This window comes from Syntrophorhabdales bacterium (assembly GCA_035541455.1).
In the GTDB taxonomy this organism is placed as follows: domain Bacteria; phylum Desulfobacterota; class Syntrophorhabdia; order Syntrophorhabdales; family WCHB1-27; genus JADGQN01.
This window is the reverse complement of record DATKNH010000092.1, coordinates 1-19,858: the sequence shown is the minus strand read 5'-3', so window position 1 is coordinate 19,858 and position 19,858 is coordinate 1. Positions and strand designations below refer to the sequence as shown.

Below are 19,858 nucleotides of genomic sequence, written 5' to 3'. Positions count from 1 at the left end.
ACCACGCGAGGCTGGATGAGGCCATTGCCGCCTCTGCCAACACCGTGATCACCGCCTGCCCCTACTGTTTGATCATGATGGAGGATGCCATCAAGGACAAGGCGCAGTCTGAAACCATGAAAGCCCTGGATATCTCTGAAGCGCTGGTGAGGGGGATGTAGGGGGAACGTACTCCACTAACAGAATCTACTGCGCGTGGAATAAGAGGATGGAGCAGCTGGCCCCATCCTCTTACGTGGTCGCAAAAGGGTCTTAGCCTTACTCCTCCAGCTTAATGGCCTCTACCGGACATTCTTCCACGCAGGCACCACACTCCGTGCAAGCCTCTGCATCGATTTTCGCCGAGTCCTCAACAGTAATGGCGTCTACCGGGCAGACCTCAGCACAGGCCCCACATGCGGTGCAGGTTTCTTCGTCGACTTTCGCTGGCATCTCATTACCTCCTTGAAATAGATATCACCAATACGTATACATATTGCAAGACTGCAAATGAATGTCAATAGAAAAATATAAAAAAATTTTCTTGACACACAGCTTTATTCCTAGTTAAATTGGACAATGTTTGCAGTAGGGAAACGGGTTGTGGGGAAGAGTGTCGGGCTGATTGCAGTTGTCTCATTTGTACTCCTGCTGGGTTCAGGCTATGCGTTCTCCGCGGGAACCTACAAAGTCAAGAGTGGTGATACCCTCGGTAGCATTTCTAAGAAGTGTAAGATCTCGGTTGATAAACTCAAGAGCCTGAACGGGCTCACCTCGGACAGCCTGAGAAAGGGGCAGATTCTCGTTGTGAGCTCAGGCACGGTTTCCTCTTCAAAACAGAAGAACACAACAAAAGGACGGATCAACAAGCAGCGGACTTTTACGACAGCTGGTAACGAGGACCAGACAGTTGGTGAGTTCATTCACTATAAAGTTGAAAAAGGTGATACGCTGGAGACCCTTGCCGAAAAATTCGATATCGAAAAGAGTGATATCGTTGATCTTAACAATATCAAAAAGAAAGGTTTAACGCCGGGCAGAATTATTCGTCTGCCTAAACCTGAAGGCGAAAACGATGATGAGATTGTCGCCCTTTCGCCGGATATGAACAGCAGCTACTCACTGAAGAAGTGGCGGAGCGAGGATGAGATGGGAATGCTCGTCAAAGTCGCGAAAAGCTTTGCCGGCGCTCCTTACCGCTACGGCGGAGATTCAGTGAGAGGCCTCGACTGCTCTGCTTACGTTAAGAAGATATACGACATTTTTGAAGTGCAGCTCCCCAGAAGCGCTCGCGAGCAGTATTGCGCGGGGACAAAAGTATCCCGTAACGACCTGACGACAGGCGACCTTGTCTTCTTCAGAACGAGAAAACAGTTCACCTATCCTACTCATGTAGGCATTTATATTGGCGAAGGCAGGTTCATCCATGCTTCATCCTATTGCAGACAGGGCGTGAGAATCAGCAGTCTCTCCGAAGATTATTACTCAAAGAGATTCATGGGTGCAGTACGTGTAAAGACATTGCAGCCCGATCCAGCTGATTCAACCCACAACAGTTCTTCGAAAGAGTCCGGTAACAACAGTTAGTCAGTGAGTCTTCCCCTTATTGTCCTCTTCGTATCCGCTTGCGTTCATCTGTCGAGCTACGTACTTCTTGCCTGCCGTGTCGAACCTTTCATGTACCAGTTCTATATGGTGGCTTGGTGGTCATACATCGTCGGGTTGGACGCAGCGCTGGCGCTGAAAAATAGAAGATTTCTGATCCTTAACAGGACCTTACCCTTTCTGATCGTTATCTCTTCTGCCTTCTGGTGCGTCTTCGAGCTCATCAATCTCCGTATTCAGAACTGGTACTACATAAATGTGCCTTCCAGCGTGCTCATTAGATTCCCCGGTTATTTGCTCGCCTACGGTACTGTCATTCCAGGGCTCTATATCACCAAGGAGGCCTTTTCTGAACTTCTGGGGAGTATCCGTGTACGCCCCCTTTCTTTTCATGTCCCACCAAGGTATTCCATGCTTTTCGGTGTCCTTCTCTTTCCTGTGTTCATGCTTTTTCCGGCACACTGTTTTTTTCTAGCATGGCTATTTCTGATCCCGATCCTTGAAGGCTACAATCAGTCGAAGGGGTACTGGTGCTTCACGAAAGACCTGCAGGAGGGCGAGGCAGGCAATCTCATAGCCTCTGCCCTGGCAGGGCTTTTCTGTGGCTTCCTCTGGGAGACATGGAATTATTGGGCCATTGCGAAATGGGTATACACTGTGCCTTTTTTCGAATCTTTCAAACTTTTCGAAATGCCTGCCCCAGGCTATCTGGGTTTTATCCTTTTTTCCCTTGAAACAATGTTGTTCCTGGCGCTCATTCGCCCTAACCTGTCAATGAGAAGACATGAAGCCGCAATCATCGCCGCGGCCCTCGCCTTCTCCTGTATGTCGTTTGCGGCGATCGATCGGTACACTGTCTTTTCTTTCACCGACACTATCGACCAGCTCAACTTCCTCCCCGTGAGCAAACGCGAAGAGTTGAAAAGCCAGCATGTAAAGACCAGCTTCGCCATAGACCCACAAGAACTTACTTCCGGGGAGAGAAAAACTCTTGCGCTTCTCCATCTCAAAGGATTGGGGATGGCAAACGTCGAGAAACTGCGGAAGGCAGGGATAGAATCAGTGCCTCAACTCGCGAGAATGACAGAGGAAGAGCTATCCACCGTTATCGGCGAAAAGAATAGACAGCGGCTGAGGGTCTACGTGCGGGCTGCGCGTGACTACTTACCACAATCGTCGTATTGACTTCCTTCTCTTCATGTGATGGAATACTGGCGACGCAAGCCACGGTTGAGGTTAGGGCTAATACAAACAAATTGCAAATGGCCTGAGAAGAAAGTCTCGGGATTGTGAGCGTAAGAGTTAAGCCATGACAAAAAGAAAAGTAAAAGAGGACCTCAAGAAACCCGATTTCATGATGGTTGCCCTGGAGCGCGCCACCACGTGGATAAAAGAGCACGTAAGACTCTGCATCATTGTGCTGTCGGCGCTCATAGTCATCGGCCTCGGATTGACCGGATACCGGATCTACGAGAGCAGAGAAGATGACAGGCTGCAGTATCAGTTGGAAGAGGGAGTCGCTGCGTATCAGGAATTCACGACAAACGGCAGCGGCCAAGCCTTGCAGAAGGCAGAGTCGGCATTCAAGGCTGTGTCGGCTTCCCGCCACAAACATCTTGACGAAATTGCAAAACTCTATCTCGCCAAAATCTACTACACTCAGGGCAAGAATGAGGATGCACGGTCAATCTACCTCGATGTGAAAAGCAGAACTTCAAGCAGCATTCTGAGAAGCCTTGCGGAAACCGCGCTCCAGCGTATCGGCCAGCCCGCTAAATAATCACTGACTTCTTTCGACTTCTCTCACGCACCATGGATCACTTCACCTTCATCGGAAAAATGACGAAGAGAAGATCATAGAGGTAGAGGGCTACCACCAATCCGATCACACCTGCAACCACAACGTAGAGTTTTTTATCTGCACCAGAATTCTTCAGAACCCTTTTGATCCTGCTTTTGAAAGTCCGCTTTCTCCTGCGGCGCACTCGCCTGACGTGAGGTATGGGCTGCTGCGGCTGCGGTCTCAGCTGATCATCTGTCTGTTGTTCCGGCATCTGTTCGGCATGTAGTTCGGGACCCATGGCTCATCACCTGTTGACGACATAATCTGTGTATCTAGGAGATATACCTGCAAAGCATGTACCATATACAGCTAATTTCGTACTATCTCTTCTGTTCCACGGATTTCGCGTGCCTAACGGCAGCGATTCCGACATTGCCACCGTTTCTCTGCACCGCGCCTCGATCCTGTCTGCCAGCTCTCCAGCCGCAGCAGGTTCGGCCACCAATGTGTCAAGCTTGTGTGACTTGAGAATTGATAAGCTCTTTTCCCTCTCCCTCTGAGACGTCCAATCCGTCCAGGTCACGATGTCTTTGGCTGCAAAAGGGCGCGGCATCAAGGCATGAGAGCGAAGCGTACTCAGCACGACGGCGTGTTCCGGCAGCATCCGGTCAAGCCATCGCATCATCGCGTACTGGTGCGCGTTCTCATTCATGACGTGCTCCCGCAGTGCAGGCGTTACTGCGCCCGGAAAAAGCTTTGCCACGCCGAACCCGGAGAAAAGCAGCATCACGGCTGCCTGGCCCACCAGCAGCCAGTGCATTACGCTCTTCCTCTTGCTCCATGGCGCGGATGCAGCAGCTATGCAAAACCACATGCAAGGCTCGAGGTAATAGCCGGCTGAGCGCGCGCCCGCGCAGTAGCTGACCGTCATCGCTGCAAGGGCTGCTGTTACCATGACGATCGAACGTCTCGCATTGAAGAGAACGACGCAACACGAGAGAACCCCGAGACCGAGAACTGAGCTCAGCCTGCCCACCGTATCCGGCAGGATAATGCCGAGTGGAAAAGAAAGAGTAGACATGCTGTAATAACGGACATACTGTGCAAACCTCGTCAGGCCGGCATCGCCGTGCTCCTTGAATACCTCAAGCATGGGAGAAATAGGGTCCCCGTAGAAGAGAAATTTTTGTAGCTCCATGGGAAAGACCATCGTCAGGTAAAACACCAGCGCAAGAGTGATGGCCACGACAGCACGCCGGGAAATATACGCTGCAACCATGCCGAAAAACAGGACAACACTCCCTGACAACAAAAAGGAATATTTGCATGACATCGCGAAGAAACAGCATCCGAAAGCCAGCATGATTGATCGTCCGTCAAGAGAACGGAAACGTTCGGATAGCAGCAAGAGCGCCAAGGTATTCGCCGCAACAGGCAAGAGAAACGGCTTCTGATTGGGCACGAGAAAGAGCAGGAACGGGCAGCTTATGAGAGAGCCCAAAGCAAATATCCTGTCTCTGCCTGTCTCCAATCTCGAAATAACCGCCATAAGAAGGGCAAAGAGAGCGGCCACAGACAGGGTTGCGTTCAGGATGTCAGTCCCTCCAGCCAGTCCCAGCATATTGAGCACTTCTCCTGAACCTATGAGGCGCGCGTGGAACCAGTCATACCGAGGATAGGCAGTTCCCCTTCGAAGAAACTCAAGAGGCACTCCCAGATGATAATCGAGCGAATCTGCGTCCGTCGGAGGTGAGAGTGCCAGAAGCGCAAGACATGCACATACGGACAGGAGAAGGCAGGCGGTAGCGCGTTCGATGAATCTCAGTTCCGAAAGAAAGCCCGGAACCCTTTTCCATGAAGGAAAGATGCCGGCACGGCATATGGACCAAATCTCCACAAGACCCAGACCTGCAAGCGCCCATGCGAGACCCCGGAATAGCTGGACGGGTATCTTCCATGCTACAAGCATGATTTGCAGTGCAGTTGCTACTACCGCGATGGCAACCAGAAAACTCGAAGCAGCACGCAACGCATCGTTTGAATCGCGAAATAGCAACTGGCAGAGACGACCACCCAGATGTTTGAACCCCAGCACCATCAAGATGGACAGCACGGCAGGCAACGGAGGGGCAGGAATCCAGTCGTTCAGGGTTAGGAAATGACCGCTCACACCACAAACGATTCAAGATTCATGCCGAGTTCACTAACCACGCTATGCAAGAGGCTTACATCTGAAGTGCACAGGGTCTCTGCTTTGACAGACTGAGGCCGGCGCTCAAAGAATGCCACTCTAGGTATCCGGAGGAAATCTCTATTTAACGGAAGGGTTGGGTATAGTTTACAATGGTGAGAGAAGTGCCGGGGAGCGGAATCGAACCACTGACACGGGGATTTTCAGTCCCCTGCTCTACCGACTGAGCTACCCCGGCAACGGTTGTAATTTAAACATAAGACCCTTGAGCAGTCAAGAATTTCCGCGCATATATCGACAATTGCATTGAAGCGAGGGATATGACATAGTATCACTCATATCCTGGAAAGATGCTTTTCTGCACTCATCATACAGGCGAGCCGCATGGATTGCTTGGCGCTCAGGTGGCAGCTACCTATTTTTCGAGACAGCTTGCCATTCCGTCCATGGCGGTGGGCCTCACGCGCGACTTTGAAAAGGAGCTATTTCTTTCTTTTGCCGAAGAGCACTACAAAGGCAAGGAACGAATAATCGGCTTCTCCCATTTGAGCGGAAGAAAAGATATTTTTGAATTGATCACCATTCTTCGCGAGATTGGCTTTACCATCATTCTGGGAGGGCCACAGGCGCTCCAAGATTACACGGGCGAGCCGGAGAGTGACAGATTTCCCCATAGGTTTCAGGGGCTCAAGGATCGAATAGATATTGTAGTCCAGGGCCCCGTCGAAGGGCTTGGACCGGAGCACGTCAAAGAAAGGACTTGTATCATTCAATCCGGGTGGAGGGCTGATCTTTATCTAAACGTGGATTGGTCTAATCTTCACACCTTCACTAAGAAGCTCGAACCACTGAGCATAGAGGTAGCGCAGGTACTCGCTGCTATCGGGTGCCCCTATGCAAAAAAGGAATCCGCGGTCGTACTCGATCCTCCTGCATCGCTTGCTGATAAAGTGCCGAAGCTGACTGCGCACACTTGCGGCTGCGTCTTCTGCGATGTCGCCTGGGATAAAGGGTTTCAGGGGCACGTGACTGGAGCATCGCTCCTTGCACAGATCACCAATCTGTCTGAAAAGGAAGGCAGGAAAATTCCTTTTGAGCTGATAGATGAGTATCCAATATCGACGCTGCAGGCTCTTCTCGACGAAACGGCAAAAGCAAAGATCGAACTGTCACAGGTAAACCTCGTCTGTCGGGTAGATGCCGTGACAAAACAGGCAGAGAACCTCAAAAAGATACTGACCACAGCCCGCGAGCGAGGGCTGCGTATTATGTTTTCATCTATCGGCTTTGAGTCTTTCAGCGAAAAGATTCTTTCGCATTTCAACAAGGGAGTGTCGGTGGCAGAGACTACCGAGTGCGTAGAACTGCTACGCCGCCTGAAGGATCAATTCGGGGACACCCTGCTTTACCGGAGAGACGAAGGAGCAGTGCATGGCTTCATCCACCCCACACCGTGGGATGACGGCGAAACAGTACCAGAATTGGACAGGAACATTGTGCTGCATCGGCTTTTCGAGGATATACTCCCCGAGCACAGTACCCCGCTCATAATTCACCACGGCTCCGCTCTTGGGCACTGGCTAAGGCAGATTGAAGAGACAACAGGGGTGACTTTCGGACGGGATGGCACGTGGATCGAGTGGTGGAACCACACATGAGCCCCAAGAGGCTAACTGCCTTATACTAATTCGCATTCAAGATGGATACCGAGGCGAGCCAAGGCTTGGGCCATTGCAGGCGTACTGAAGTACGTCAAAATGGAACAGGCTGATGGTCAACGAAGGTAGGCGCGTGAAGGCGAATTAGTATTTAGCCGCCGGAGAGAAAGACAAGTATCGCCATCTCATCCCCGTCCTTAAGAGGAAAGGCCAGTTCCAGCGGAACCGTCGGTTGTGCATTGACAAAAATCTCTATGTAGCCGTGCAGTTTATCAGGCTTAGCAAAAAGCTTTGCCTGCATGGCAGGAAAGCGCCCCACAAGATTCTTGAGACACTCTCGTACGGTATTCCCATCCAGTTCAAGTATCGCTTCCCCGCCTTCGGTCAAGTAGGGGTGGAGGGTTACCTTTACACTCATGTACTTCCACCTTGTCGCCTAGTCATTATTTCTTATACGACTTTTAATCGTAGAATTCTTTCTCTTCTTCCCGTTCCTGTCTAAAGGGCCGTGGCTTGAGCATCCCGCTCTGGCTCACGGCCCCTCAAACCTTCTTTAGTTTACCATTATGCTTCCAAAAGCTCCGCAGCCTTCTTCTGTGCGGATGTCATCCTGAGCGCCGCATCTCTCTTCTTGGAGATAGACACTTTTGCAGCGTCCACATAATCAACGGCTTTGATGTCACAGAAACGGACGCACTGCGGATCGCCGTCGCAGAGGTCGCACTTGATGACTTTTCTATCTATCGTGTTGAAGTTCATGGCTCCAAACGGGCAGACTGCCACGCAGGACCGGCAGCCGATGCATTTGTCATAGTCGACCATTACCCTGGCCAGATCTTCTTCTCGGGAAATAGCTTTCACCGGGCAGACGTTCATGCAGGGCGCATCCTGACAGTGCTGGCAGATCATAGGGACGTAGAGCCCTTCGTGTTCCCATTTCTCTATCTTAATGCGTGCCCTCATCGGGTTGACCACGCCGTCGTGCTTGACCGCACAGACAGATTCGCAAAGCCGGCAACCCGTACATCTCTCCTGATTGACTACAAGTGATTTTGCCATTGCTTCCATCTATCGTTTCCTCCTTTAGATTCAATCACAGCAAGTGAGACGGCTCATTCTCGAGGCCGAGTCGCTTCAGGGTCTCCGGGGTAGGTATGCCGTTCTCGTCACAGCCTTTATGCTTATAGAATTCAGCTCTCATCGCCTTGAACTTTTCGCGATCGATTGTAGCGCCGATAACATCGGGCGCGCCACGTTTAGCCGGTTCATTGTGGTACCGGTCGGCAAGCACATCTCCCTTGTGGGGATCATCCTTCTTGAAACCTTCGCGGATATTGACCAGTTTCTCGATCATATTGCACCGTTCTGCGCCATTCCAGATATCAGTGGGTGTAAGTTCCAGGCCCGTGTTGTAATGAACAACTCTCGCCCAGTCTTCGAAATTGGGAAGCGTCGCGCCCAGAAAGGTCGTGTGATACTTGCAGATGCCCATGCAGTCAACACCCATGAAGCAGTTCTCCTGCCAGAAGACCTGCCACGGCTTTCCTTCGTAGGACCTGTGGTCGGAACTGAGTTCCCCCTCGAAAGGCACCGGACTCGAGTAGATCCTCTTCATGACATCTTTCGGCAGGTGATAGAGGTCGATTGCGGGCCTGCTTCTGAGGTGGTCGGAGCCCCTCGAAGAAACCGCGATGTTGAGTGCAAGACCAGGCGTTGCGCGCTCATCAGAGTGCAGGTTGCTCATGCCTTTGACGTGGATGAGATACTTTTCCGAATCTTTACCTATTTTCTGGGCCGCCCTGATGGGACCTTCCGCCAACGTGTCACCCAGCCATGTCTTCCTCTGGCAGATGCGGTGGATCATCTCAAGCACCGCCTCACCATTACCGAATCTCAGATCGACGCCGTCGGTGTCTTTGCTGGTCAGTATGCCATAGTCGTAAAGCTCCATGGCCCAGGCGATCATGCTGCCGATCTCCAAATTGTCGACGCCGTACTGGTCGACAAGGTGATTGGCGCAGAGCAGGGTTGCGGCGTCGGTACAACCGGGCTCGCAACAGAATCCACCCTGTGAAGTATACTCGGGACCCTCATCGTATTTTCCGACGAGGCCGAACTTCTCAGCGAGCGGGCTCTGCGGGATCTTATATTTTGCACGGCAGTGCACCTGACAGTTGAAACATGCGGTCATGTTATATTCACCGCACGTGGCCTTGGAAATCTCATCCAGGTTTTCAGGTTCGATCTCGTCAGCATACCTGAGCTGATTATACTGGAAGTTGTTTGTCCGGACACCGCCCCACGAATTGGTCGCGCCCCAGATGAAGGGTGTGCCGAGCGTACCCATGGTCTGATTAACCTTCGCACTCGTGATGAGGTCAATGAACCTCTTATTGTATTCGAGAGCCTGTGTCGGATGAGCGATCTTTATATCCATCGTGCCTCTCGCTGCCACGCACTTCAGATTCTTCGATCCCATGACCGCACCCATGCCCGTACGGCCAGCTGAATTCTTGATGCCGGTCATGACATTCGCGTAGCGGACCAGATTCTCACCTGCGGGACCGCAGACCGCAAACTTGATGTCCTCATCTCCCATCTCTTTCCGGATAGCCCACTGCGTGTCGGTTACGCTCTTTCCCCAGACATGTGAGGCATCGCGTATCTCAATCTCGCCGTTATGTACCCAGAGATACGAAGGTTTTTCGGCCTTTCCCAGGAATACCAGGTGATGGTAGCCGGCAAGTGCCAGCTCCGCCGCGAAGAAGCCGCCCATGTTTGTGCTGCCGAGCATGTTGGTGAGAGGTGATTTCCCCATCACGTCCGTCCTGGAGGTCGCAGATGCCATGGTTGCCGCAAGCATGCCGATCCCTATCACGAGGACATTATCAGGACCAAGAGGATCAACGCCGGGCTTCAGATAGTTATAGAGCAGGTACGCGTTCATTCCACGCCCGCCGAGGAACTTCTTCCGCACATCGATGGGAATAGGCTTCGACTCTATCTCGCCGGTCGTAAGGTTGATAATAGCAACTTTTCTGTTTAATGCCATCTTACTTTCCCTCCTTCTTCTCCGCCATTTTCTTTGCCATTGCTTCCTCAGCCAAGCGCTCACTTGTTTCCCACACCGGCCCGCGCACTCTCGGGAAACCCGCCTTTACCCATGCCACCCGCCACTCGGAGCCGCACTTCGCGCATTTGACCGTGGGCTGGCCGGGCTGTGCCGAAAGCCTGGATGTACAGCTCGGGTTAAGACATCTGAACTGACCATACGTCCTGGTCTTGGCAACAGCTTCTTGTGTAGATAATTTTTCTTCTGCCATTTTCGCCCTCCTAATGTAATCTTATGCTATGCAGCCTTACTGGCTTTATAGGCCTTGTAAGCTTTACTCAAAAGCACCATCGGATGCACGATTGTGAGGCCGGTGCCCTCCTTAATGCGTAACCCGCACCCTCCGCATTCCGTCACTACAGCAGAGGCTCCGGAGTTCTTCGCCTCATCCCAGACCTTCTGGCTGATTTCTACCGAACGTTTATAGTTCTGTTTCTTCATGCCGTAAGAACCGCTCAAACCGCAGCAGTTGTAGTTCGTACCGACAACCTCCACACCCGGGATCAATTTCAGAAGATCAAGCGGCTCTTTGGTTAGGCCCTGTACTTTCAAGTGACAGGGGTTGTGGTAAAAGACCTTCAATGGCACCTCGCCAAATGCGGTGTTGAGCTTACCCTCACGGTGCAGACGCAACACGAATTCATCCGCATCCAGAATATGCTCCGCCACATATCTCGCCTCTTCGCTGTCAAAAAACTTCCTGCCCTCTTTGCGGAGCATCATGTTGCAACTGGGACAGGTCGTGATGACATCGTAGCCCGGCGAGCTAGCCGCATAGAGCGACTTCATCACAAACTGGAAATTTTTCTCCGCGCCCTTTAGGTTGGCATTGGCCATCATCGGCATACCGCAGCATTTCTGCTCGGGCACAAGAACCTCGAAGCCATTCGCTCTCATGACTTCCACAAATGACTGACCGATGTCTGGTCCATAGTAGTTGGCCCAGCAGCCGGTATAGTAGACAACCTTCTTATCCACGGGGGCCTCCTTTGAACCAATCCCTGAACGTACGGCGGTGGAACGTAGGCAGGTTAGCCTGGTGGTGGATACCTGCAGTGAGTTCCATGATTCTCTTGACAATGGGAAGATTGCCGGCCCAGTTCGCCAACGGTGCGGTGAGAGATCCCAGCTTTGCAAGAATCTCCGGATCATCGAGCAGTCTTTTCTTCAGGCTCCTTCCGTGTTTCTGGTAGTACTCTATCTGTGTCTTCCAGACGAGTGTGGGTACATCGATCGCGACCGGGCATTCCACTTCGCACCGACCACAGTGCAGACATTCATCCAGCGGCGACACTTTGCCTTGCAAGAACGAGAGGACATAGTTTTTCGGGCTGTAGACCAGTTGTCTTTCCACCATAAGGTGCTTGGCGATAGGGCACTGGCGAGCACATGCCCTACAATCGATGCAAAGGAAGAGTTCCTCATAGCCGTTGTTCAGCAACGCAGTCCGCCCGTTGTCCAGGATGATAAGATGAACCTCTCTGGCCCGCCCGTCTCCCGACAGGAGCGGCAATGAATCAAAATTGTAGACTTCCGCAGGATTAGGATCAAGATCGAGAAGCACACTCTCCAGTCCAAAAATACCCATGGAGCGCGTATGAAAAAGGGCTGCCTCTTTATCCTTCAGCACTTTTTCAATACTCACCACGAATATTATCTTCCTGGCCTGCTCCAGGTCCTTCGATATGTTCGACATGTGCTGCAGAAAATAGAGCGTTCCATCCTGGGCCGAGGCCGCATTAACACCGAGTACAGCCACGTAATCGCGGGTTTCCGACGAGCTAATCTCGTTGAACTGCCTGGCCACCCCGAAAGACTCAACCAGACCCCTTCCATGCATGCCGGGCACAGCCCAATAGTCTTCGACCTTCTTTTTGAATGTGGCAATGTCGAAGTTATTGAACTCCGTAAAATAGCGCAGGTAGGTCTGAAAACCCATGGCGCGAAGCTCCGGGCGGAGTTCGTTCACCACGACATTCGATTTGTTCATGGAGGCCAGGGTCGTGGCACCGGCTATTTCACGAATGCGCACGGCCGCACTTGTCGCATTCTCCGCGAAGGTGACCTTGATATCAGAATATTGTCCTAGACTATTTTTCAGTTGATCCAGCAGGGATGCGTGATTCTCTTTGGCATAGGTGCGAATCTCCTTCAAGTTTGCCTTGATCGCGTCCTGATCAAGGTATGAATCTTTGTGGGAGAAGATTCCGGCTGCCCTGCGTTTGCCCTGCTCAGACGAGGGTTCGATAACCATTATGCCGGGTGTTCTCTGCATACTGTTTTCGTTCCCTCCTGAGATCATCATTGGTTACGATTGACGGATTGTATACCGAAGGGCGCTATCCATATGTTTTCTATCGTAAACAGCTATTTATATCAGGAAGCGGATATCTTTGTCAAGCGTTTTGCAACTTCCGCAAACTGGCCAAAAGACTGTATTGACAATCGATCAGGTTTGGTGTTCTCTATTAAGAACCGTGTATACCGCTCCCATCATAAAGAGGGTTCTAGAGATCATTCAGCTGATCGTCCGGGATCACAATCAGTTCGGGGTGACGCAGATATCTCAGACCCTCGGAATAAACAAAAGTACCGTCTTCGGCATCTTAAAGGCCTTACAGGCGGAAGGATTCGTGGTCAAGGATCCGGCCTCGAAGAAGTACACAATGGGCCATGGCCTTTTTGAGCTCTCAGCTAATGTATTCAAGCGCACTGACCTCGCTGTACTGGCACACCCTTTCCTTGAACAGCTGGCGGAACAGGTGGCTGAAACAGTGATTTTGGGGGTGAAACAAAACAATCATGTCAAGTTTCTCGATGTGATCGAAGCCAGGAAGGATCTGAAGATTTCATCGCATGTCGGCGCAAAAATCCCTGCAGCAGCCGGCGCCACGGGAAAGGTTGTTCTTTCCTTCATGCAGGACACTGAGATCAGGAGCCTGTTTGGAGAAAAAGGCCTGCCCCGCTTCACGGAAAAGAGCATAACGGACGTCGGCGTTCTTCTTGCTGAAATCGCCAGAGTCAGAAAGCAGGGGTACGCTCTCGATTTTGACGAGTTCCTCAAGGGGACTACGGCGGTCGCAGCGCCCATACATGCTGGAAAGCGGCTCGTGGGCATCGTCTGGGTCGTCTGCTTTACCAGCGCGACAGATGAGAGGAAAGTCGGCGAAATCGTGGAGCAGGTAAGAAACACCACCAAACTGATCAGTCGGGCGATCGAAACCGCAATCGTTCCTATTTATTCAGGCAACGTCGAGGAGATGATGAAAGTTCTGGTCGGACAAAGCAAGAAGCCAGCCCTAGGTTAAGCAAATCCCAAATCTCAAATTCCGAACCATCTTCAAATTCACTAAATGTCAAATGCTTCGAGGGTGAGACCATCGTAACAGGCGGTCTTAGTTTGTGAATTTGGATATTGGCAGATTGTTTGAGATTTGAATATTGGAATTTGGAGACTATTTGGGGCTATTTGTCAGCGCTGCGCTGTGCCCGCGGCAACGTGACCGTCACCCGCACGCCGCCTTCGGCAAGAGGTACTAGATCAACCTTCCCGTAATGCTTTCTCGCGAGCAACTGTGCTATTGCCAGACCAAAGCCGGTTCCCGTCACTTTTGTAGAATAAAAGGGAGCAAACAAGCGTTCCGTTTCTTCAGGCTTTGGAGTGGCGCCGTTGTTGAATATTTCAACTCGCAGGTTGCTTGTATCCTCCAGGCGAGAGGAAACCGCGATAAGCCCTGAATCCGCTGTGACAGCCTCAAAACTGTTCTGGAGCAGATAGTAAAAGAGGCGCTGAAGCGCATCCGCATCCCCGACGGCGCAGCTCGCTTCATGATCGAGTTGCACGCGGACAGTCACCCGATTTCTCTCTGCCGGATCTTCCCCCCGCAGTTTCTCGAGAACACGACCGATAAGCTCGGACAAATCAACATCCTGAACGACCGGCTCTGCGGCGAAGACTTCCATGTAAACCTTTATGTCCTGCATCATTCCTTCAAGCCTCTGGTTCTCCTCAAACAGTCGCTGGAGCAGATCGTACTCTTTGCTCGAAGTGTCCACCTTTTTTTGCAATCTTCTGATGTTTCCGCCGATTACAGTAACCGGATTTCGCACTCTGTCCGCTACCTCTCTCATTACTTCCAGATCGCAACGCGTGGTCTTGGTAATGTAAGCTTCTGTTTCGATCAGGAGGCAGAGGTCAAGCATTTTGCTGACTGTATTGAGGAGCGGCCCCACCTGGTCCTGGGGAGCTTCGGAAAGCAGGATGTCGTGACAGAACTGGCGTATCGTCGAAAAGCCAAGGTTTGAGAACCTCTGATCAAGTGCCACCTCAACGTGGCGAACCCCTATGCGCCAGAGATAGCCGAGCAGCGGGTCGTCCAGTCGTGTCGTGAAAAGGAACTCAAACCATGCCGCCCACGTTATTTTCAGGAACGAAGCCCGACCTTCATGCTCGAGTATGAGATGAGTCTCGGGGATGGCGTCAAAAATATCAAAGAAGTACTTAGCGAATTCATCCTTGCGTTGGACAAAGATCGAACGGTAAGGATCAAGCGCTCTGAGATCCTGATCCGACAGCCCCAACTTCTCCTTGATGAAATGTAGCTTTGCATACGGTACTCCTTCCGAAAGCACACCCACCCCCTTACGTGTCCCTAATACACCATTATAACTGTTAACTGCATACGCTGCAAAGCAATAACGGACTCCTGAAGCATGATAAACCTCCGCGGGCAGGCCCGCGGTACTCATGCGCCACGCATCTGTCAGGCGCAAGAGCAGACAGTCCCTCTCCGATCTTTAAAAAGCAGCACCTCACATGGTAGGCTATACACGCTTAATCAACAACCTCTACGCCCGGACGGAGTTTATATGAACAGTTCGAGACACCTTCCTTTGTCACTATGCTGTATCGCACTCGTATGCCTCCTGGTTTGTGCCGGAGTGTTCGCTCAGACAAAGACACGCGCCCAGGACATCGCGGTCTTTCCGCCTTCGCTAGCAGACCTTGTGGACATGGTGAAGCCCGGGGTCGTGAACATCAGCGCCACTGCAACCGTGAAGGTTCCGGGCAATCCTTTCAGTCATTTCTTCGGCCCGGACGACCAGGGCCCGCTCGGTGATTTCTTTAGGCGTCATTGGAACGAAGTGCCCGACCGAGAATTGAAACGCAGGAGCCTGGGGTCCGGTTTCATTATCGATAAAGAAGGTTATATCATCACCAACAACCACGTGGTGGAAAGAGCCGATGAAATTACAGTTAAGGTAAACGGGAAGGAATACAAAGCACGTATCGTAGGAAGAGACCCCAAGACCGATCTTGCCCTCATCAAGATCTCCACGCCGGTTAAAGACCTGCAACCTCTCTCTCTGGGCGATTCAGAAAGGATGCGGGTCGGCGACTGGGTTATTGCCATCGGCAACCCGTTTGGTCTGGAAGAAACCGTCACTAAAGGCATCATCAGCGCAACAGGCCGCGTTATCGGCGCAGGACCGTACGACAACTTCCTGCAGACCGACGCGCCCATAAACCCGGGGAACAGCGGGGGACCTTTGCTCAACCTCAAAGGCGAGGTCATAGGCATCAATACGGCTATCGTCGCCTCAGGCCAAGGCATAGGCTTCGCGATACCAATCAACACAGCAAAATTGATCACGACACAGCTAAGAGAAAAAGGCGCAGTCACCCGCGGTTGGCTCGGCCTGACGCTGCAGAACATGACCCCTGACATAGCACAGGCACTGGGGCTTAAAGAAAGCGGCGGGGTTCTCGTAGCTGACGTGCTCCCGGGAGGACCGGCTGAAGCTGCAGGCGTGCAGAAGGGCGACGTGATCGTCAGATTTAACGGCAAAGAAGTCAAGACCACGGGTGACCTGTCGCGTCTTGTGGCCGAGACACCCATCAATAACACCGTCACTGTCCGTGCGCTGAGAAAAGGTGTGCAACAGGATATAGCAATAAAGATTACAGAAGCGCCCCGTGAGACGACGGCTCCAACGGCACGCACACAGACCGGGGCTGATCTCGGCATGCAGGTGGACGCAATACTCGAGAAGTACCAGCGTCAATTCCAGCTGAGAGACCGCACAGGCGTGGTGGTGGTGAGCGTGGCTCCGGGAAGTGCTGCTGAAAAAGCAGGCATACAGGCGGGAGATATCATCAAGGAGTTGAACCGCTTCTCCGTGCGGAACTTAAGTGAGTATCGGACACTTGTCAGGCAGGTCAAAAGTGGTGCCTCCTTGCTTGTTCTGGTGAAGAGGGCGGGGAGTACGTTCTATGTTGCAATGACCGCCCCCTAACGCCAAGTTGAATTCGCAAACATAGCTTCGTTGCCTGTGCCCTGTCTCACTCCGACGTACGTTAAGTACGCCTCCATTCACCAGGCCTTGAGCGCCTCGCTCTCTTTACGAATTCAACTTGGCGTCACAATCGTCCTAGGCGCTCAACAAACCTGTCATCGCCGAAAAGAGACAACCCGCTGGGCTCGCGGGCTGTCTCTCAAGAACTTAGATTGCTTTTTTCACTTATAGAGCATGTTCGGAAGGAACGTACAGATCGAGGGAAAGATGAAGAGCAGAATGCCGACGAAAAGAAGCGACAGCAGGAACGGGTAGACACCCGCATAGATGACGCTGAATGGGGTCTTGGTGATATTCTTTACCACAAACACGTTTATGGCCACAGGAGGGATAACCACGCCAACCATAACGGTTATGGCTATGATCATACCAAACCACATGGGATCATACCCCAGTTTCAAAATCGCAGGATAGAAGATTGGTGTGGCAAGGATCATGAACGCCATGTCATCGATAAATGACCCCCCGAGCAGGTAGAAGAAAGAAATGACGATCATAATGATCCAGCGAGGCGCAGGCAACGACGCAATCCACTCTGCGGCAAGCATCGGTATGTTGGTCACCGCGATAAAGTGGCCAAGGACAGCGGAGCCCGCAATGAGCATGATGACCATGCAGGCAGTACGCAGGGATTCGTCGACCGACTTCACAAAGGCCTTCCATCCAAGGGATCTCTTCAGAAGAGCCAGCACTATGACCGCAGAGCAGCCAATGCTTCCTGCTTCCGACGGTGTGAAAAAACCTTTCAAAAGACCACCGATGACGACCAGGAAAATAATGACGGGCCAGGCTACTTCCGGGACAGAAGCGAAGCGGGCAGACCATGGAGACCTGTCTGCTCTGGGTGCAATAGCAGGATTCATTTTGGCCCACCCGACGATGATGAACATAAAACAGACGCTGATCATAAGGCCGGGGACAAGACCTGCCATGAACAATCTGCCGATCGACTGTTCGGTAATAACCCCAAATACGATCAGGGTGACACTTGGCGGGATGAGGATGCCCAGTGTGCCGACTGTGGCAACAATGCCGGTAGACAACCTCTTGTCATAACCGTAGCGGTCCATTTCAGGCACTGCCACGCTGGCGAAGGTTGCAGCGGTGGCAGGAGACGAACCACAGATAGCTTTGAATATAGTGGCACCGACAACAGTCGCCAGGGCGAGGCCGCCGGGGATATGCCCGATAAAACGATGCGCCGCCTCGAACAGCTTCTTGGCTATGCCCGAATTAAAGGCGATCTGTCCCATGAAAATAAAGAGCGGAATAACGGTGAATCCGTACGACGCAAGCGAATCGAAGAAATCCTTGGCCAGAAGATTGAAGGCGGCGGCCGTGGCGACCAAGTAGGAAAATCCGACAAAGCCAACGATTGCCATACAAAACGCGAGTTCTATACCCGTGAGAAAAAGGAGCAGCAGCACTGCCATAGCTATGAGTCCGACCACTACCTCATTCATAGGTACCTCCCGCGATCTTTTGCATGTCCACGATCAAGACCAGGATCTGCACGAAAAAAGCAAACCCAATCCCGTACGCAACAGGGTAGAAGGGGAGCTGGAGTGTCAGTGAGACTTCCCCGGACCTGTACATGTCGGTCGCCATTCTCAACAGGTTCACGCCGGTGAAGAGGAAGAGCACCATGGACATGGCTCTTGTCACGTAATTGAAAACGTCCTGCACACCCTTCGGAAACTTCTGGTAAAAGAAGTCGACGAATATCTGGCCCCTCACCCAGGAAGTGATAGGCACCGAGAAGCCGATGACTATGCCCCCTGAAAGGGCCACCATTTCGTACGTGCCGATGATAGGTCGGGAAAAAATGCGGAGAATAACATCGAAGGTGGTAAGGAGCATCATGAAAACGAGGAAGACCCCGGCCACCACCTGCATGACTCGACTGAGCCCGTAAACAAGTCCTTTGAACCCACCTTGCATGGCTTCTCCTTTCGGGACTTTTTGCACAAGATATCTGTAATCCCGCCACATTGTCAAGCCAATTCTTAAAAAACTGTATGCAATTGAGCGCAGCATGTTTACTCGTGCGCCAAAAGATGGTAAATAGATTCCAGCACGATGGCAATCTGCACAATAGAGCCAGCGAGCCGTATGGTCTGCGTAGGGGTGTTTCAGGGATCGTATCGCGGATGTTGATGACAGGCGCAATCCTGGCAGGAGGCCGGTCGAGAAGAATGGGGCGAGACAAGGCCACCCTGCCTTTCAAAAACAGACCCCTCATAGCGCATGTATATCGCACCGTGAAAGCGGTTCTACCGGACGTCGTCGTGATCTCGAAACATCACACGGCAATAGAAGGCATTGAATCTCCCATTATGAAAGATGCAATTCCGATAGAAGGGTCTCTGGTGGGCATCGCATCCGCATTGCTGCATGCGCGGACGGATTACGTATTCGTGTTCGGTTGCGACATGCCCTTTCTGCGAAAGGAAACGATCACCCGCATGGTGGACGTGGTCCAGGGTGAACACATAATCATACCGCGGACACCAGCCGGGTATGAGCCTCTGCACGCCATTTATAACAGATCGTGTCTTTCGCACATGCTCAGGGCAATTGAGGAGGGGAAAATAGGGATCAGTAAGCTTTTCCCGTATTTCAAGGTTAAAGTCGTGGAAGAGCCGCAGCTCTTTCTTAACAATGGCGTCTCGATATTTACCAATATCAATACTGAGGAGGACCTTGACCGCGCAGAACGCTTCATCGCTGGCCGTAACGGTAACGGAAATGAAGGAGTCTGACCTTGAAGAGGTCCTTGAAATAGAGAAGAAGTCATTCGCGGATCCCTGGTCTCGCAGGCTCTTCAAAGAGACGCTCTCATTTCCGCATTCCTTCAATTTTGTGCTTCGGGGAGCGACAGGTACTCTTCTGGGCTACGTCAACTTCTACCTCATTGCAGAAGAGGCGCACATGCTGAACCTTGCGATGCACCCCGATTATCGAAAGAAGGGACTCGCAAGCAGGCTCCTGGACCACGTGATCCAGCTTCTCAAGGGGAGAAACGCTGCCCACTTCTTTCTGGAGGTGCGGGAAAGCAATCAGGACGCAATAGACTTATATACAAAGTTCGGTTTTGAAATGATCGGAAGGCGCAAACGCTATTATACCAAGACAAACGAGGACGCGCTGGTAATGCACCTTGCCTGCGGGAG

Annotated in this window: 20 protein-coding genes and 1 tRNA gene; 8 read left to right on the top strand and 13 right to left on the bottom strand. The window is 51.9% G+C overall.

The window, feature by feature from the left end; genetic code table 11:
• Positions 1-258: 258 nt before the first annotated feature.
• On the bottom strand, positions 259-432 hold the full coding sequence (locus tag VMT71_09605) for a 4Fe-4S binding protein (protein ID HVN24217.1): 174 nt from the start codon (positions 430-432) through the stop codon (positions 259-261).
• A 150-nt stretch (positions 433-582) separates the two neighbouring features.
• Between VMT71_09605 and VMT71_09600 the strand changes: the two genes are divergently transcribed.
• From VMT71_09600 to VMT71_09590, 3 genes are all read left to right on the top strand, one after another.
• Entirely contained in the window at positions 583-1,566 is a 984-nt protein-coding gene (locus VMT71_09600) for an NlpC/P60 family protein (GenBank protein ID HVN24216.1), read from the top strand.
• Between the two features lie 3 nt (positions 1,567-1,569).
• On the top strand, positions 1,570-2,769 hold the full coding sequence (locus tag VMT71_09595) for a helix-hairpin-helix domain-containing protein (GenBank protein ID HVN24215.1): 1,200 nt from the start codon (positions 1,570-1,572) through the stop codon (positions 2,767-2,769).
• A gap of 124 nt (positions 2,770-2,893) precedes the next feature.
• Positions 2,894-3,364, top strand: a complete 471-nt coding sequence (locus VMT71_09590; protein HVN24214.1) for a tetratricopeptide repeat protein — start codon at positions 2,894-2,896, stop codon at positions 3,362-3,364.
• Positions 3,365-3,401: 37 nt separating this feature from the next.
• On the opposite strand, the gene VMT71_09585 is transcribed toward VMT71_09590, so the two are convergent.
• From VMT71_09585 to VMT71_09575, 3 genes are all read right to left on the bottom strand, one after another.
• Positions 3,402-3,665: a hypothetical protein gene (locus tag VMT71_09585; GenBank protein HVN24213.1), complete on the bottom strand. Its 264-nt coding sequence runs from the start codon at positions 3,663-3,665 to the stop codon at positions 3,402-3,404.
• A gap of 6 nt (positions 3,666-3,671) precedes the next feature.
• A complete protein-coding gene (locus VMT71_09580; protein ID HVN24212.1) occupies positions 3,672-5,537 on the bottom strand; it encodes a DUF1420 family protein in 1,866 nt (621 codons plus the stop codon).
• A 186-nt stretch (positions 5,538-5,723) separates the two neighbouring features.
• A tRNA-Phe gene (locus tag VMT71_09575) sits at positions 5,724-5,796 on the bottom strand.
• Positions 5,797-5,947: 151 nt separating this feature from the next.
• On the opposite strand from VMT71_09575, the gene VMT71_09570 reads away from it, so the two are divergent.
• Positions 5,948-7,216 carry a hypothetical protein gene (locus tag VMT71_09570; protein ID HVN24211.1) on the top strand — a complete coding sequence of 423 codons (1,269 nt, stop codon included), beginning with the start codon at positions 5,948-5,950 and terminating at the stop codon, positions 7,214-7,216.
• Between the two features lie 151 nt (positions 7,217-7,367).
• Here the strand turns inward: VMT71_09570 and VMT71_09565 are convergent, their stop codons facing one another.
• The 6 genes from VMT71_09565 to VMT71_09540 form a co-directional block, all read right to left on the bottom strand.
• Positions 7,368-7,634 carry a MoaD/ThiS family protein gene (locus tag VMT71_09565; GenBank protein HVN24210.1) on the bottom strand — a complete coding sequence of 89 codons (267 nt, stop codon included), beginning with the start codon at positions 7,632-7,634 and terminating at the stop codon, positions 7,368-7,370.
• A gap of 146 nt (positions 7,635-7,780) precedes the next feature.
• The gene (locus VMT71_09560) at positions 7,781-8,284 is read right to left on the bottom strand and encodes a 4Fe-4S dicluster domain-containing protein (GenBank protein HVN24209.1); all 504 of its coding nucleotides are present in this window, start codon (positions 8,282-8,284) and stop codon (positions 7,781-7,783) included.
• A 25-nt stretch (positions 8,285-8,309) separates the two neighbouring features.
• The gene (locus VMT71_09555) at positions 8,310-10,268 is read right to left on the bottom strand and encodes an aldehyde ferredoxin oxidoreductase C-terminal domain-containing protein (protein ID HVN24208.1); all 1,959 of its coding nucleotides are present in this window, start codon (positions 10,266-10,268) and stop codon (positions 8,310-8,312) included.
• Between the two features lies 1 nt (position 10,269).
• On the bottom strand, positions 10,270-10,539 hold the full coding sequence (locus VMT71_09550) for a hypothetical protein (GenBank protein ID HVN24207.1): 270 nt from the start codon (positions 10,537-10,539) through the stop codon (positions 10,270-10,272).
• Positions 10,540-10,565: 26 nt separating this feature from the next.
• Positions 10,566-11,306 carry a heterodisulfide reductase-related iron-sulfur binding cluster gene (locus VMT71_09545; GenBank protein HVN24206.1) on the bottom strand — a complete coding sequence of 247 codons (741 nt, stop codon included), beginning with the start codon at positions 11,304-11,306 and terminating at the stop codon, positions 10,566-10,568.
• Positions 11,299-12,603 (bottom strand): 4Fe-4S dicluster domain-containing protein, encoded by a 1,305-nt coding sequence (locus tag VMT71_09540; GenBank protein HVN24205.1) that lies wholly within the window; start codon positions 12,601-12,603, stop codon positions 11,299-11,301. The genes VMT71_09545 and VMT71_09540 overlap by 8 nt, the downstream gene beginning before the upstream one ends.
• A gap of 163 nt (positions 12,604-12,766) precedes the next feature.
• On the opposite strand from VMT71_09540, the gene VMT71_09535 reads away from it, so the two are divergent.
• A complete protein-coding gene (locus tag VMT71_09535) occupies positions 12,767-13,636 on the top strand; it encodes an IclR family transcriptional regulator (GenBank protein HVN24204.1) in 870 nt (289 codons plus the stop codon).
• Positions 13,637-13,793: 157 nt separating this feature from the next.
• Here VMT71_09535 and VMT71_09530 read toward each other — a convergent pair whose 3' ends face one another.
• Complete coding sequence (locus tag VMT71_09530) at positions 13,794-14,960, bottom strand: ATP-binding protein (GenBank protein ID HVN24203.1); 1,167 nt, start codon at positions 14,958-14,960, stop codon at positions 13,794-13,796.
• Between the two features lie 237 nt (positions 14,961-15,197).
• Here VMT71_09530 and VMT71_09525 point away from each other — a divergent pair, with 237 nt between their 5' ends.
• Positions 15,198-16,625, top strand: a complete 1,428-nt coding sequence (locus tag VMT71_09525; GenBank protein HVN24202.1) for a DegQ family serine endoprotease — start codon at positions 15,198-15,200, stop codon at positions 16,623-16,625.
• A gap of 221 nt (positions 16,626-16,846) precedes the next feature.
• Here VMT71_09525 and VMT71_09520 read toward each other — a convergent pair whose 3' ends face one another.
• Together VMT71_09520 and VMT71_09515 are read right to left on the bottom strand one after the other, a co-directional pair.
• Positions 16,847-18,148 carry a TRAP transporter large permease gene (locus tag VMT71_09520; GenBank protein HVN24201.1) on the bottom strand — a complete coding sequence of 434 codons (1,302 nt, stop codon included), beginning with the start codon at positions 18,146-18,148 and terminating at the stop codon, positions 16,847-16,849.
• Positions 18,141-18,626 (bottom strand): TRAP transporter small permease, encoded by a 486-nt coding sequence (locus tag VMT71_09515; protein HVN24200.1) that lies wholly within the window; start codon positions 18,624-18,626, stop codon positions 18,141-18,143. The genes VMT71_09520 and VMT71_09515 overlap by 8 nt, the downstream gene beginning before the upstream one ends.
• Before the next feature lie 77 nt (positions 18,627-18,703).
• Here VMT71_09515 and VMT71_09510 point away from each other — a divergent pair, with 77 nt between their 5' ends.
• Both VMT71_09510 and rimI read left to right on the top strand, forming a co-directional pair.
• Positions 18,704-19,447, top strand: coding sequence for a molybdenum cofactor guanylyltransferase (locus VMT71_09510; GenBank protein ID HVN24199.1), 744 nt, complete (start codon positions 18,704-18,706; stop codon positions 19,445-19,447).
• A partial coding sequence (gene rimI / locus VMT71_09505; protein HVN24198.1) for a ribosomal protein S18-alanine N-acetyltransferase occupies positions 19,434-19,858 on the top strand: 425 nt, incomplete at its 3' end. The genes VMT71_09510 and rimI, both read left to right, overlap by 14 nt.